At 64.4% G+C, this 13,265-nt stretch carries 14 protein-coding genes and 1 tRNA gene; 12 read left to right on the top strand and 3 right to left on the bottom strand.

Going from position 1 to position 13,265, the window contains the following annotated elements; translation table 11 throughout:
* Nucleotides 1-89 precede the first annotated feature (89 nt).
* From tatA to tatC, 3 genes are read left to right on the top strand one after another with little or no spacing between them, the layout of a single operon-like run.
* Entirely contained in the window at nucleotides 90-320 is a 231-nt protein-coding gene (gene tatA / locus J8I35_RS20610; RefSeq protein WP_006477115.1) for a Sec-independent protein translocase subunit TatA, read from the top strand.
* 24 nt (nucleotides 321-344) lie between these two features.
* Entirely contained in the window at nucleotides 345-878 is a 534-nt protein-coding gene (gene tatB, locus J8I35_RS20605) for a Sec-independent protein translocase protein TatB (protein ID WP_089488091.1), read from the top strand.
* A 41-nt stretch (nucleotides 879-919) separates the two neighbouring features.
* Nucleotides 920-1,708, top strand: coding sequence for a twin-arginine translocase subunit TatC (gene tatC, locus J8I35_RS20600; protein ID WP_050013119.1), 789 nt, complete (start codon nucleotides 920-922; stop codon nucleotides 1,706-1,708).
* Nucleotides 1,709-1,904: 196 nt separating this feature from the next.
* Here the strand turns inward: tatC and J8I35_RS20595 are convergent, their stop codons facing one another.
* Nucleotides 1,905-3,110, bottom strand: coding sequence for a Do family serine endopeptidase (locus tag J8I35_RS20595; RefSeq protein ID WP_175977923.1), 1,206 nt, complete (start codon nucleotides 3,108-3,110; stop codon nucleotides 1,905-1,907).
* A 21-nt stretch (nucleotides 3,111-3,131) separates the two neighbouring features.
* Here J8I35_RS20595 and J8I35_RS20590 point away from each other — a divergent pair, with 21 nt between their 5' ends.
* The 7 genes from J8I35_RS20590 (at nucleotide 3,132) to J8I35_RS20560 (ending at nucleotide 8,270) form a co-directional block, all read left to right on the top strand.
* The gene (locus tag J8I35_RS20590; RefSeq protein ID WP_209926772.1) at nucleotides 3,132-3,878 is read left to right on the top strand and encodes a Nif3-like dinuclear metal center hexameric protein; all 747 of its coding nucleotides are present in this window, start codon (nucleotides 3,132-3,134) and stop codon (nucleotides 3,876-3,878) included.
* A gap of 218 nt (nucleotides 3,879-4,096) precedes the next feature.
* Nucleotides 4,097-4,717, top strand: coding sequence for a ubiquinol-cytochrome c reductase iron-sulfur subunit (gene petA, locus J8I35_RS20585; protein WP_050013116.1), 621 nt, complete (start codon nucleotides 4,097-4,099; stop codon nucleotides 4,715-4,717).
* Nucleotides 4,717-6,099: a cytochrome bc complex cytochrome b subunit gene (locus J8I35_RS20580; protein ID WP_050013115.1), complete on the top strand. Its 1,383-nt coding sequence runs from the start codon at nucleotides 4,717-4,719 to the stop codon at nucleotides 6,097-6,099. The genes petA and J8I35_RS20580 overlap by 1 nt, the downstream gene beginning before the upstream one ends.
* Before the next feature lie 21 nt (nucleotides 6,100-6,120).
* Complete coding sequence (locus J8I35_RS20575; protein ID WP_050013114.1) at nucleotides 6,121-6,879, top strand: cytochrome c1; 759 nt, start codon at nucleotides 6,121-6,123, stop codon at nucleotides 6,877-6,879.
* Nucleotides 6,880-6,973: 94 nt separating this feature from the next.
* On the top strand, nucleotides 6,974-7,585 hold the full coding sequence (locus J8I35_RS20570; RefSeq protein WP_006400565.1) for a glutathione S-transferase N-terminal domain-containing protein: 612 nt from the start codon (nucleotides 6,974-6,976) through the stop codon (nucleotides 7,583-7,585).
* A gap of 69 nt (nucleotides 7,586-7,654) precedes the next feature.
* Nucleotides 7,655-8,176 carry a ClpXP protease specificity-enhancing factor gene (locus J8I35_RS20565; RefSeq protein WP_124557212.1) on the top strand — a complete coding sequence of 174 codons (522 nt, stop codon included), beginning with the start codon at nucleotides 7,655-7,657 and terminating at the stop codon, nucleotides 8,174-8,176.
* An 18-nt stretch (nucleotides 8,177-8,194) separates the two neighbouring features.
* A tRNA-Thr gene (locus J8I35_RS20560) sits at nucleotides 8,195-8,270 on the top strand.
* Nucleotides 8,271-8,352: 82 nt separating this feature from the next.
* On the opposite strand, the gene J8I35_RS20555 is transcribed toward J8I35_RS20560, so the two are convergent.
* Complete coding sequence (locus tag J8I35_RS20555; RefSeq protein WP_143328865.1) at nucleotides 8,353-8,568, bottom strand: hypothetical protein; 216 nt, start codon at nucleotides 8,566-8,568, stop codon at nucleotides 8,353-8,355.
* Nucleotides 8,569-8,593: 25 nt separating this feature from the next.
* Between J8I35_RS20555 and J8I35_RS20550 the strand changes: the two genes are divergently transcribed.
* A complete protein-coding gene (locus tag J8I35_RS20550; RefSeq protein ID WP_050013112.1) occupies nucleotides 8,594-8,797 on the top strand; it encodes a hypothetical protein in 204 nt (67 codons plus the stop codon).
* A gap of 99 nt (nucleotides 8,798-8,896) precedes the next feature.
* On the opposite strand, the gene J8I35_RS20545 is transcribed toward J8I35_RS20550, so the two are convergent.
* Nucleotides 8,897-9,697, bottom strand: a complete 801-nt coding sequence (locus tag J8I35_RS20545) for a cystine ABC transporter substrate-binding protein (protein ID WP_050013111.1) — start codon at nucleotides 9,695-9,697, stop codon at nucleotides 8,897-8,899.
* Nucleotides 9,698-10,063: 366 nt separating this feature from the next.
* Here J8I35_RS20545 and J8I35_RS20540 point away from each other — a divergent pair, with 366 nt between their 5' ends.
* Complete coding sequence (locus tag J8I35_RS20540; protein ID WP_209926770.1) at nucleotides 10,064-13,243, top strand: type VI secretion system Vgr family protein; 3,180 nt, start codon at nucleotides 10,064-10,066, stop codon at nucleotides 13,241-13,243.
* Nucleotides 13,244-13,265: the final 22 nt, after the last annotated feature.

Here is a 13,265-nt window from a genome sequence, read left to right as displayed (position 1 = left end):
CGGGGCGTTTCCCCGCATCCGATAGTCGAAGCCGGCGCGTCGCCGGCGATTTACGCCGCACCGCGGCGTGGTTGAGGAGAGGTTTCATCATGGGTGGATTGAGCATTTGGCACTGGCTGATCGTGCTGCTGATCGTCGCGCTGGTTTTCGGTACGAAGAAGCTGCGCAACATCGGCAACGATCTGGGCAGCGCCGTGAAGGGTTTCAAGGACGGCATGAAGGAAGGCGAAACGCCGGCCGACGCGCAGCAACTGCCGCGTTCGGGCGCGGTCGACGTCAACGCGAAGGAAACGACGCGTTCCGATTCGAACAAGGCGTAACGCCGGCACGCTGAGGCATTCGCGATGCTGGATCTCGGTCTTTCAAAGATGGCGCTGATCGGCGTCGTCGCGCTCGTCGTGCTCGGCCCCGAGCGCCTGCCGCGCGTCGCGCGTACGGCAGGCGCGCTGTTCGGCCGCGCGCAGCGGTACATCAACGACGTGAAGGCCGAGGTCTCGCGCGAAATCGAACTCGACGCGCTGCGGACGATGAAGACCGATTTCGAATCGGCCGCGCGCAATGTCGAGACGACGATTCACGATAACCTGCGCGAGCACGAGAAGGAACTGAACGATACGTGGCATTCCGCGGTCGGCGGTCTCAACGAAGGCTCGGTCGATGCCGGCCTGCACGGTAGCGACACGCCCGCGGCGCCGTCGTGGCGTGGCGGCAGCACGGCCGCGCTTGCGCCGAAGCGTCGCAACTGGCGCATCAAGCAGGCGGCGACGCCTGTCTGGTACAAGCGCGCGACGACCCGCCGCACGCACGTGCAGTCGGGCGCCGCGCGTGTCGCGCGCCACCAGCCGGCCAGCCTGCGCCGGCCGACGCGCTTCTTCTGAGTCGAGCGCATGCTCGCTCGTCAATCCTACCGAGGGCCGGTGTGAGCGACCCCCAGCAGAACCCGGGCGACGCCCCGGAAGAAACCTTCATTTCCCATCTCGTCGAGCTTCGCGATCGCATCATTCGCGCGGGGCTGGCCGTGATCGTCGTGTTCGTCGGGCTCGTGTACTGGGCGCCGGACATCTTCAAGCTGCTCGCGCGGCCGTTGATGGAGAACCTGCCGAAAGACGGCAAGATGATCGTCACCGACGTCACCGGCTCGTTCTTCGTGCCGATGAAGGTCACGATGCTCGTCGCGCTCGTGATCGCGCTGCCGATCGTGCTGTACCAGATCTGGGCGTTCGTCGCGCCGGGGCTGTACCAGCACGAGAAGAAGCTCGTCACGCCACTCGTCGGCAGCAGCTACGTGCTGTTCCTGTGCGGGATGGCGTTCGCGTACTTCCTCGTGTTCCCGACGATCTTCCGCGTGATGGCGCATTACAACGCGCCGCTCGGCGCCGAGATGACGACCGACATCGACAACTACCTGAGCTTCGTGCTCGGGATGTTCATCGCGTTCGGGGTCACGTTCGAGGTGCCGATCGTCGTCGTGCTGCTCGTCAGGATGGGCGTGCTGTCCCTGAAGAAGCTGAAGGAGATGCGGCCGTACGTGATCGTCGGCGCATTCGTGGTCGCGGCGGTCGTCACCCCGCCGGACGTGTTCTCGCAACTGATGCTCGCGCTGCCGCTGATCGTGCTGTTCGAGATCGGCCTGTTGGCCGCGCGGTTCTTCGTGCCGAAGAAGCCGGTAGAAGAGGGCGAGGCGGGGAACGGCGAAGCCGCGAGTTGACGGCGCGGCGCCGGGGCGGCTTTCCGGCCCGGCCGGAGGCGCCCGGTACCGCGGTGGGCCGCCAGCCAGCGCATCGCAAAGCTACCTTCCGGCACCGGACGTCGTTTGAAGCAAAGCAAAAGGGCAGCCAACCGGCTGCCCTTTTCCGTTTCCGCGTCGCATCATGACCGACAGGCGGCGTGCGGCCCGCCGACCGTCATTCGCTATCGCCGTCCTGCTCGTCGAGCGTCTGCTTCGGCGGCGGCGGGCGCTTGCCGATCACGACGTTCACGTCGAACTGCTTGCCCTTGCGTACGACGTGCACCTTGGTCGGCGTGCCCGGCTTGATCTGCGCGACGACGTTCAGCAGCTTCGTCGTGTCGGTGATGTCCTCGCTATTGACGCTCACCAGGATGTCGCCCGGCTTGATGCCGGCCTTGTCGGCCGGGCCGCCTTGCAGCACGCCCGCGACGATCGCGCCCGATTTCTGCTGGAGCCCGAACGACTCGGCGATTTCCGGCGTGACGTCCTGCGGCTCGACGCCGATCCAGCCGCGCGTGACCGAACCCGTCGTGATGATGCTTTCGAGCACCGTGCGGGCGGTCGAAACCGGAATCGCGAAACCGATGCCGAGCGAGCCGCCCGAGCGCGAGTAGATCGCCGTGTTGATGCCGAGCAGATTGCCGTTCACGTCGACCAGCGCGCCGCCGGAGTTGCCGGGGTTGATCGGTGCGTCGGTCTGGATGAAGTTCTCGAACGTATTGATGCCGAGGTGGTTGCGGCCGAGCGCGCTGATGATCCCCATCGTGACCGTCTGGCCGACGCCGAACGGGTTGCCGATCGCGAGCACGACGTCGCCGACGCGCGACTGGTCGGAGCGGCCGAGCGTGATCGTCGGCAGGTTCGTCATGTTGATCTTCAGCACCGCGAGATCCGTTTCGGGATCGCTGCCGATCACCTTCGCGGTGCCCGTTCGGCCGTCGGCGAGCGCGACTTCGATCTGGTCGGCGCCGTCGACGACGTGCTGGTTCGTTAGAATGTAACCTTCAGGGCTCACGATAACGCCCGAGCCGAGGTTGGCTGCCGGCTCGTCCTGCTGCTTGCGGGCGTTGCGGTCGCCGAAGAAGTAGCGGAACAGCGGATCCTTCGCGCGCGGGTCGGGCGGCAGCGAGCCGTCCTTGCTGGAGAACACGTTGACGACGGCCGGCATCGCCTTCTGCGCGGCTTCGGCATACGACGTGGTCGCCGGAGCGCCGCCGATGCCCGGCGCGACCTCGCGCAGCGCGACGATCGGCGTGGCGAGCTGCTTGCCGAGCTGTCCTTGCCGTTGCAGCCATTGCGGCTTGAGCGTCACGACGATGAACATCAGCGCGAGCAGTACGGTCACCGCCTGCGCGAAGAACAGCCAGAAGCGTCTAAGCATCTGAATGGATTAGAGGTTTATATGGATCGGATCGAACTTGAATTGTACTTGAACAATACCCTTGAAACCGCGCGCTTCAAGGACTATTGCCCGAACGGCCTGCAGGTCGAGGGGCGCCGCAAGATCGAGAAGATCGTCACCGGCGTGACGGCGTCGGTCGCGCTCCTCGAAGCGGCGCTCGAATGGGGGGCGGATGCCGTGCTCGTCCATCATGGCTATTTCTGGCGCAACGAGGCGCCGCAGATCACGGGCCGCAAGTATCAGCGCCTGAAGCTGCTGCTCGCGAACGACCTGAACCTGTTCGCGTTCCACCTGCCGCTCGACGCGCATCCCCAGTTCGGCAACAACGCGCAGCTCGGCGAAAAGCTCGGCCTGATCGGCGACCAGCGTTTCGGTGAAGGCGACCTCGGCTGGATGGCGACGCTGCCGATGCCCGTCACGCTCGAGCACTTCGTCGCGAAGGTCGAACACACGCTCGGCCGCACGCCGCTCGTGCTCGGCGATCCGGACACGCAGCTGCGCCGCATCGCGTGGTGCACGGGCGCCGCGCAAAGCTACTTCGACGCGGCGATCGACGCCGGCGCGGACGTGTTCCTGACCGGCGAAGTGTCCGAATCGATCACGCATGCGGCGGCGGAAAGCGGCGTCGCGTTCGTTGCGGCGGGGCACCATGCGACCGAGCGCTACGGAATCCAGGCACTTGGGCGCCACTTGTCCGAAGAATTCGATCTCGAACACCTTTTTATCGATATTCATAATCCGGTCTGAACGCCGGATTTGCGGCAGCGCATCGAAATTCCACAATGTAGCAATTGCTTAAAAGTGAAATGATTTAATTGCTCCGATAGTGGGGGATAACCCTTAACTATCAATCACTTCGAAGGGATTTTCATCTCCGGGCCTTGTAAATGGCGACTCCATTCGAGCAAACTAGCGGCGGAATGGAAAGTCGTGACGGAAAATCCAACTCAGAAGTGGGGCGTGTGATGCGAGACAAGGAAGAGAAACGCGTCGACAGCGGCCGCCGTACCTGGCTGATTGCGACATCCGTAGCAGGTGGCGTAGGAGGCGTAGCCACCGTCATACCTTTCGCGGCGTCGCTTGCGCCGTCCGCGAAAGCGAAAGCGGCCGGGGCCCCGGTCGAAATCGACATCAGCGGCCTGAAGCCCGGCGAGATGGTCACCGTGCCGTGGCGCGGCAAGCCCGTCTGGATCCTGAATCGCACCGATTCGATGCTGGCCGACGTGGTCAAGGCCGACAAGGAAGTGGCCGATCCGACCACGAAGTCGCCGTATTCGATGCCGTTGCCAGCCTATTGCGCGAACGAATATCGGGCACGGGCCGATCGCAAGAACATTCTCGTCGTGATGGCCGTGTGTACGCATCTCGGCTGCACGCCCAGCCAACGCTTCACGCCGGGTCCGCAGCCGAACCTGCCGGACGACTGGCCGGGTGGTTTCCTGTGCCCGTGTCACGGTTCGACCTACGACCTCGCCGGTCGCGTGTTCAAGAACAAGCCGGCGCCTCAGAATCTCGACATCCCGCCCTACATGTTCACGTCGGCGACGACCCTCGTGATCGGCAAGGACGAGAAAGGAGAAGCGTGATGGCCGCCGACAACAAGGAAGTCTCCACGACAGGTTTCACCGGCTGGATCGACCAGCGCTTCCCGCTCACGTCCACCTGGAAGAAGCACGTATCCGAGTACTACGCGCCGAAGAACTTCAACTTCTGGTACTTCTTCGGCTCCCTCGCGCTGCTGGTGCTCGTGAACCAGATCGTCACGGGCATCTTCCTGACGATGAACTACAAGCCCGACTCGACGCTCGCGTTCGCGTCGGTCGAGTACATCATGCGCGAGGTGCCGTGGGGCTGGCTGATCCGCTACATGCACTCGACCGGTGCGTCGATGTTCTTCGTGGTCGTCTACCTGCACATGTTCCGCGGGCTGCTGTACGGGTCGTACCGCAAGCCGCGCGAGCTCGTGTGGATCTTCGGCTGCGCGATCTTCCTGTGCCTGATGGCCGAGGCGTTCTTCGGCTACCTGCTGCCGTGGGGCCAGATGTCGTTCTGGGGCGCGCAGGTGATCGTGAACCTGTTCTCGGCGATCCCGTTCGTCGGCCCGGACCTGTCGCTGTGGATTCGCGGCGACTATGTCGTGTCCGACGTCACGCTGAACCGCTTCTTCGCGTTCCACGTGATCGCGATCCCGCTCGTGCTGGTCGGCCTCGTCGTCGCGCACCTGGTCGCGCTGCACGAAGTCGGGTCGAACAACCCGGACGGCATCGAGATCAAGGCGAAAAAGGACGAAAACGGCATTCCGCTCGACGGCATCCCGTTCCACCCGTACTACTCGGTGCACGATTTCCTCGGCGTGTGCGTGTTCCTGATGGTGTTCGCGCTGATCGTGTTCTTCTCGCCGGAGATGGGCGGCTACTTCCTCGAGGCGAACAACTTCGTCCCGGCGAACCCGCTGCAGACGCCGCCCGAGATCGCGCCGGTCTGGTACTTCACCGCGTTCTACGCGATGCTGCGCGCGACCACCGACCCGTTCAAGATCGTGCTGATGATCGTGATCGCGCTGCTCGGCGTGCTCGCGCTGATCCGCGCGCGCGGCAAGTGGAAGATCGGGCTGCCGGTGCTGGCCGCCGCGATCGTCGTGTTCATGTATCTGACCGAGTCGAAGTTCTGGGGCGTCGTCGTGATGGGCTCGGCGGTGATCTCGCTGTTCTTCCTGCCGTGGCTCGACCGCAGCCCGGTGAAGTCGATCCGCTACCGGCCGCTGTTCCACAAGGTGTTCCTCGGGATTTTCGTCGCGGCGTTCCTGACCCTCGCGTTCCTCGGCACGCGGCCGCCGTCGCCGGCGGCGACGCTGATCGCGCAGTTCTGCGCGTTGGTCTACTTCGCGTTCTTCCTCGGCATGCCCGTCTGGACGCCGCTTGGCACGTTCAAGCAGCCGCCGGAACGGGTGCGCTTCAAGCCCCATTAACGTGAGCGAGGAGAGAACGACATGAAGAAACTGCTTTCGACACTCGCGCTGATCGGGGCCACCGCCTGTGCGCTGCTGGCGGCGCCGGCCGTGCGGGCGGAAGGTAATTTTCCGCTCGACCGGGCGCCCGATAACACGGAAAATCTCGTTTCGCTTCAGCACGGCGCGCAATTGTTTGTAAACTATTGCCTGAACTGCCACAGCGCGAACCTGATGCGCTACAACCGTCTGACGGATCTGGGCATATCCCAGAAGGAGATCGAAACGAATCTCCTGTTCACGACCGACAAGGTCGGGAACACGATGTCCGTGGCGATGCGGTCCGACGACGCGAAGAACTGGCTCGGCACCACGCCGCCCGACCTGTCGGTCGAGGAGCGTGCGCGCGGCCGCGACTGGCTGTACACGTATCTGCGGAGCTTCTACCGCGACGATACGCGGCCGACCGGCTGGAACAACGCGGTGTTCGAGAACGTCGGCATGCCCCATGTGTTGTGGCAGCTGCAGGGGCAGCGCGTTGCCAAATTCGAAGACAAGACGGACGAGGAGACGGGCGAGAAGGCCCACGTGCTCGTCGGCTTCCAGCAGGTCACGCCGGGCACGCTGTCGTCGCCCGACTACGATGCTGCGGTGGCCGACCTGGTGGCCTATATGACATGGATGTCCGAGCCGGCCCAGCAGACCCGCAAGCGCCTCGGCGTGTGGGTGCTGATCTTTCTCGGTGTCCTGACTTTCCTGGCCTGGCGGCTCAATGCCGCGTACTGGAAAGATATCAAGTAAACACGCCTGACCGGCGTGGGGCCGGCGCAAGGCGGAACCCGTGAAAGGGGTTTCGTCGCGTGCCGGCCCTCGGCTTTTTTGAGGAAACGCAAATATGATGGTTCTGTATTCCGGCACAACTTGCCCGTTCTCCCAGCGTTGCCGGCTGGTGCTGTTCGAGAAGGGCATGGACTTCGAAATCCGCGACGTCGACCTGTTCAACAAGCCGGAAGACATTTCGGTGATGAACCCGTACGGTCAGGTGCCGATCCTGGTCGAGCGCGACCTGATCCTGTACGAATCGAACATCATCAACGAGTACATCGACGAGCGCTTCCCGCATCCGCAACTGATGCCGGCCGACCCGGTGCAGCGCGCCCGCGCGCGCCTGTTCCTGCTCAACTTCGAGAAGGAACTGTTCGTCCACGTCAGCACGCTCGAGAACGAGAAGGGCAAGGCGGCGGAGAAGAATCACGAGAAGGCACGCCTCGCGATCCGTGATCGCCTGACGCAGCTCGCGCCGATCTTCGTGAAGAACAAGTACATGCTCGGCGAAGAGTTCTCGATGCTCGACGTCGCGATCGCACCGCTGCTGTGGCGCCTGGATCACTACGGCATCGAGCTGTCGAAGAACGCCGCGCCGCTGATGAAGTACGCCGAACGGATCTTCAGCCGTCCGGCCTACATCGAAGCACTGACGCCGTCCGAAAAGGTCATGCGTCGTTAATGTTGCAATGAAGGCATGACGGAGCGGGCGGCGGCGTGCCGCGCGCCCGCTCCGGGTTCGAGGATTGTGATGCAAGAGATTTCAACGAAGCCTTATCTGCTGCGCGCGTTGTACGAGTGGTGCACCGATAACGGTTACACGCCGCATATCGCGGTGAGGGTCGACAACTCGACGCGCGTGCCGCGTCAGTTCGTGCGTGACGGCGAGATCGTGCTCAACATCAGCTTCGAGGCGACGAGCCAGTTGCAGATGGGCAACGAGTGGATCGAGTTCACGGCCCGGTTCTCCGGGAAGGCGCACAAGATCGAGATTCCGGTGGCCAACGTGCTCGCGATCTACGCGCGCGAGAACGGGCAGGGCATGGCGTTCCAGGTCGATGCGGTTGCAGGCGAGGGTGCGGATTCGGGTGCGTTCGACGATGACGCCGCGCCGGCCGATGACGCGCAGCGCGACGAGTCCGTATCGCCGTTGGCGCCCGTCGCCGACAGCGGGGCGAACGAGGAGCCGTCCGAAGGCGCCGACGAACCGCCGAAAACCGACGGCGACGGCTCGAAAGGCGGCAGCAGACCTCGCCTCAAGATCGTGAAATGAGGTAGAATCTCGCGCTACGCCGGCTTAGCTCATCTGGTAGAGCAGTTGATTTGTAATCATCAGGTGGCGGGTTCGAGTCCTGCAGCCGGCACCAAATCCGAAAAGGGGTTACGGAGTTTTCCGTAACCCCTTTTTCGTTCATGGGGCTGCGCGCCGTGATGTCGCGAGCACTGTCGTTACCCCCTTTTTCTTGTCACGCCCGCGTCACGCCGCATCTCTAATGTTGCACGTTCCCGCCGCGGCAGCATTGTCGCGATCGGGGTGTGCGTGATCGCATCCGACGCCGTGCCCGCGTCGCGCAGGATCACCCGGGATCTCGCTCCCGGCAGCGCATCGGCTTCGGCCTCCCATCCATTCCATTCGAAAACGTGATCGACGCCGATCGAATGCATCGCGGACGATCAGGAGACATGGACCATGTTGAGTCCGCATGAATTCTCTATGCTGCTGCGCATTGCGCGCGCGCCCGACAGTGTCGACCTCGCGAACCCGGCGTTCGCCGTGCTCGTCGAAAAGCAGCTGGTCGACGACACGCAGGTACGCGTAGACGAGATAGCGGCGCGCCCGGCGCTGACGCCGATTGGCCAGATGCTGCTTGCCCGCTTCGACGAGGCGGCCTGACGGAAAACGGAAAAGAGGAAGGAGGCAAGACGCTTGCATCTGCGCGTCACGCCTTCGCCGCAGCGAAAAGCGTGACGCATTGAGCGCGCGCCGAACCGCTTACTGCGCGACCGGCACCGTCACGTCGCTGCCGAACCAGTGCGTCGAGATCTTCTTCAGCGTGCCGTCCTTGCGCAGCGACTCGAGCGCATCGTTGATCGCCTTCTCGAACTTCGGGTTGCCCTTGCGGAACGGGATCGCCATCTCCTGCTTGCCGCCGTTCAGCACCGCCCCCGAGCGCAGCGGCAGGTTCGACGTCTTGATCATGTACGGCAGCATCAGCCGATCGTCGAGCGTCGCTTCGATCCGACCTGCGGCGAGGTCGCGCAGCTTCTCCGGCGCGCCCGGATACGTCTGCACCTCGATGCCCGGCACGCTGCGCGCCATCTGGTCGTAGTTGGTGCCGAGCGTCACGCCGAGCTTCTTGCCCTTGAAGTCCTCGAGCGACTTGAAGTTGCGCGTGTCGTCCTTGCGCTGGATCAGTTGCGCGGCCGAGTACGTGTACGGCTCGCTGAAGTCGAGCGCTTCCTTGCGTTGCGGCGTGATCGTGACCTGGTTGACGATCACGTCGAACTTGCCGGCCTGCAGCCCCGCGATGATGCCGCTCCATTCCGTCGGGACGAACTGCGTCTTCACGCCGAGCTTGCCGGCGACCGCGTTCGCGACGTCGACGTCGAAGCCCTCGAGCTGGCCGGACGTGCCGCGCGAGTTGAACGGCGGATACGTGCCTTCGAGGCCGACCCGCAGCACGCCGGCTTTCTTCACGGAATCGAGCAGGTCGTCCGCGTGCGCGGCGACGGCCGTGAAGCCGAGGGCCGACGCGAGCAGCAGGCCTGACAGCAGGAACTTCGAACGTTTCATCGCAGATCTCCAGTGGTCAGCAGGGTGTTGTGGTGAGCGCCGGGCACCGGGCGCTGACCGGCCTCGGTGGGCCGCAATACGGGCACGTAGACACTACTCGCAACCGCGCCGCACCGGAAGTCGAATTGGCCCTGATTGCACTCGATTTCAGCGGATTGAAGGCGGCAATGCAGTGTGACGGCAACCGCTGTGCACGGCGCCTGCCTGTTCGAGCGTTCGCCGCGGGCATTCGGAATCCGCTTAAAAATAGTCTTTTAAATCAGGTCATTTTTCCGATTCGGGCCGTAATTTGTCTGTAAAATCGCGCGAGCGAAATCGCTCAGCGCGCCATCCGAGGGCGCGTCAAAAGAAGAAAAGGCCGTTGCCATGAACATGCAGAACACTGTCGCCGCATTGCGCGGCGGGTTGCTTCAGCAGGACCGGCTGCTGAAGCTCGACACCCCGTTGGGGGCGAACGTGCTGACCGTGCAGCGGGCGGTCGGCCGCTCACGCATCGGGCGCGCGTACGAATTCACGCTGGACGTGCTGTCGACCGACAGCGATGTGGAGCTTAAAAAGCTGATCGCGCAGCCGGTCACGTTGTGGATCCAGCAGGGCGATCGCAGCTACCGGCCGGTGAATGGCTATGTGCACACCGCGCGTCGTCTGGGCGCCGACGGTGGGCTCACGACCTATCAGCTCACGTTCGCCGATTTCACCCATTTCCTGAAGTTCCGTCGCGACCAGCGGATCTGGAACGATACGACCGTCGACCAGATCATCAGCGACGTGCTGGACCAGCATCCGCAGGCGAAGGGCCATTTCCGCTTTGCGCTGTCGAAGCCGTTGCCGAACCGTTCGTACACGCGCCAGCACGACACCGACTGGCATTTCGTACATCGGCTGATGGAGAGCGAAGGCCTTTACACCATCTGGCAGCAGGCCGACGACGGCAAGTCGCATACGCTCGTGATCACCGACAACCTGCAGGCGTTTGCGCCGCTGTCGCCGCAGGCCGTGCGCTTCTATCACGGCGGCGCGGCGAGCGAAGCCGACGCGCTTACGCAATGGTCGGGCACGCGCACGCTGCAGAGCGTCACGCGATCGACACGCACGTTCGACTACAAGAATCCGTCGCAACCGTCGAACCCGAAGGGCACGACGCTGCCGACGATGGCCGGCCAGGGTGAATTGCCCGACCAGCTCGAAGTCTACGAGTACACCGGTGCGTACACGTATCTGGACCAGACGCGCGGCGACCATCTGACGAAGATCCGGATGGAGCAGTGGGAGTCGGAGGCGAAGCGCTTCCACGGCGCGGGCGGCGTGCGTGCGATCGATGCCGGCCGGCGCTTCACGCTGGCGGACCATCCCGAACACGATCGCGATCCGGCCGATCAGCGCGAATTCGCGACGATCGGCGTCGAATGGTGGATCGAGAACAACCTGCCTGTTGCCAACAGCAGTGCGGACTTCCCGTACAGCCTGCGCGATGCGCTGACGCAGGCGCAGGACGGCTATGGCGCCGACCCCGCGTTTCGCGTGCCGCACGACGACGGCTCGGTCGGCTTCTATCTCGTCGAGGTCGAAGCGCAGCGCGTCAGCGTGCCGTATCGCAGCCCGTTCGAACACGAGAAGCCGAAGATGCATCTCGAGACGGCGATCGTCGTCGGGCCGCAGGGCGAGGAAGTCTATACCGACGAGTTGAACCGGATCCGCGTGCAGTTCGTGTGGGATCGCCTGAACCCGGGTAACGAAAACGCGTCGTGCTGGGTGCGCGTCGTGCAGTCGGACACGGGTGGCGGCTACGGCGGCGTGCACGTGCCGCGCATCGGCGAGGAAGTGCTGATCGACTATGTCGGCGGCGATTGCGACCGACCGCTGGCCGTCGGGCGCGTGTACAACGGCGCGAACCAGCCGCAGTGGCATAGCGACGGGATTCTGTCAGGGTATCGGTCGAAGGAGTATTCGGGCGGCGGCTACAACCAGCTCGTGATGGACGACGCGACGGGGCAGAACCGCGTGCAGCTGATGAGCAGCAGCGCGAACAGCCTGCTGCATCTCGGCTACATCATCGACCAGAGCGGCAATTCGCGCGGGTCGTATCTCGGCAGCGGGTTCGACTTGCGCTCGGATGCGTATGGCGCGGTGCGGGCGAGCCAGGGCCTGTACGTCACGACCCATCCGAGGGCGGCGAACAGCCAGCCGCTCGACGTGAAGGAAGCGCAGCAGCAGCTCGTGGCGGGCGAGAGCCTGATCGAAGCGATGTCGGGCGTGAGCGAGCAGCATCAGGCGGAAAGCCTGAAGGAAGCGCACGACACGATGCGTGCGTTCACCGACGCGACGCAGGACAGTGCATCGGGTAACGCGTCCGGCGGACGTACGGCGGGCGGCGGCACCGGCAGCGCGAACGCATTCAAGGAACCGGTGATGCTGTTCGGCAGCCCGTCGGGGATCGGGATGTCGACGCAGCAGTCGGTGCACGTGGTCGCGAACGATCACGTGAACGTCGCGAGCGGGCAAAGCGTGCATGTCGCGGCGGGCAAGTCGCTGATCGGCAGCATCGGGCAGAAGCTGAGCCTGTTCGTGCAGAACGCGGGGATGAAGCTGTTCGCGGGCAAGGGCAAGGTCGAGATCCAGGCGCAGTCGGACAACGTCGAGGTGACCGCGCAGAAGGCGGTAAAGGTTGTGTCCGCAACCGACCGGATCGAGATCGCGGCCGATCAGGGCATTTTGCTGACGAGCGGCGGCGGGTATATCCGCATCAAGGACGGCAACATCGAGATTCATGCGCCGGGCGCCATCGATGTGAAGGGGGCGTCGCATACGTTCGCGGGTCCGGCGAGCATGGGGTATCCGTTGCCGAGCCCGCGGCCGGATCAGCCGGGGCAGCTCGAACTGTTTCACAAGTACGTGAACGGCGAGGCGGTGAAAGGCGGACTGTTCACGGTGAAGGACGTGAACGGCGCCGTGCTGAAGAAAGGCGCACTCGACAACAGCGGTCATACGGTCGTGAGCGGGTTGCCGCCCGGCGCGGTGCGCGTCGAATTCGGGAAGGACCCACGCGAGTCGGATCAGCCGGCGAACTATTTCAAGCAGGCGAAGTGGCCGGCGGAGCCCGTGCAACCGTCAGCGGAAGCCGCGCAGGCCGCGGCGAGCGGACAGCTCGCGAGCCAGTTGCAGGGGATGGCGCCGGCCGCGACGACGGCGGCGATGGGGCTGGTGAGCGGCGGCAGCGCGGGCGCGGCCCTCGGCGGGCTCGCGAGCTCGGCATTGCCGACTGCGGCGACGGCGTTGGGCGGAGCCGGCGTTGCGTCGGCGTTGCAGACGGCCTCGACCCTGAGCGGTGCGGCGAAGCAGGTGGCCGGGATGGTTCAGGCCGCCCGTCAGGGCGGGCTTGCCGCGCTTGCCGCGCCGGCTGCGAATGCCGCGTCGGGCGCGTTGCAGAGCGCATTGCCGGGCGTCGCCGGCATCGCGGGCAAGGGCGCCACGACCGTGGCGTCGGCCGCGGGCGCGACAGGTATGAAGCTGCCGACGAGCGGGTTTGGCGGACCGCTGAAATCCTGAGAGGGCGGCTTGTCGGCCGTCT

Origin of the sequence: Burkholderia sp. CpTa8-5, assembly GCF_017815045.1 — a bacterium.
Taxonomy (GTDB): domain Bacteria; phylum Pseudomonadota; class Gammaproteobacteria; order Burkholderiales; family Burkholderiaceae; genus Burkholderia; species Burkholderia sola.
This window is presented reverse-complemented; position numbering and strand designations above follow the sequence as displayed.

What these genes read in the sequence shown, in the direction of transcription:
- tatA (WP_006477115.1), top strand. Translation starts at nt 90, where the DNA reads ATGGGTGGATTGAGCATTTGGCACTGGCTGATCGTGCTGCTGATCGTC.
- tatB (WP_089488091.1), top strand. Translation starts at nt 345, where the DNA reads ATGCTGGATCTCGGTCTTTCAAAGATGGCGCTGATCGGCGTCGTCGCG.
- J8I35_RS20595 (WP_175977923.1), bottom strand. Translation starts at nt 3,110, where the DNA reads ATGCTTAGACGCTTCTGGCTGTTCTTCGCGCAGGCGGTGACCGTACTG.
- J8I35_RS20590 (WP_209926772.1), top strand. Translation starts at nt 3,132, where the DNA reads ATGGATCGGATCGAACTTGAATTGTACTTGAACAATACCCTTGAAACC.
- petA (WP_050013116.1), top strand. Translation starts at nt 4,097, where the DNA reads ATGCGAGACAAGGAAGAGAAACGCGTCGACAGCGGCCGCCGTACCTGG.
- J8I35_RS20580 (WP_050013115.1), top strand. Translation starts at nt 4,717, where the DNA reads ATGGCCGCCGACAACAAGGAAGTCTCCACGACAGGTTTCACCGGCTGG.
- J8I35_RS20575 (WP_050013114.1), top strand. Translation starts at nt 6,121, where the DNA reads ATGAAGAAACTGCTTTCGACACTCGCGCTGATCGGGGCCACCGCCTGT.
- J8I35_RS20570 (WP_006400565.1), top strand. Translation starts at nt 6,974, where the DNA reads ATGATGGTTCTGTATTCCGGCACAACTTGCCCGTTCTCCCAGCGTTGC.
- J8I35_RS20565 (WP_124557212.1), top strand. Translation starts at nt 7,655, where the DNA reads ATGCAAGAGATTTCAACGAAGCCTTATCTGCTGCGCGCGTTGTACGAG.
- J8I35_RS20555 (WP_143328865.1), bottom strand. Translation starts at nt 8,568, where the DNA reads ATGCATTCGATCGGCGTCGATCACGTTTTCGAATGGAATGGATGGGAG.
- J8I35_RS20550 (WP_050013112.1), top strand. Translation starts at nt 8,594, where the DNA reads ATGTTGAGTCCGCATGAATTCTCTATGCTGCTGCGCATTGCGCGCGCG.
- J8I35_RS20545 (WP_050013111.1), bottom strand. Translation starts at nt 9,697, where the DNA reads ATGAAACGTTCGAAGTTCCTGCTGTCAGGCCTGCTGCTCGCGTCGGCC.
- J8I35_RS20540 (WP_209926770.1), top strand. Translation starts at nt 10,064, where the DNA reads ATGAACATGCAGAACACTGTCGCCGCATTGCGCGGCGGGTTGCTTCAG.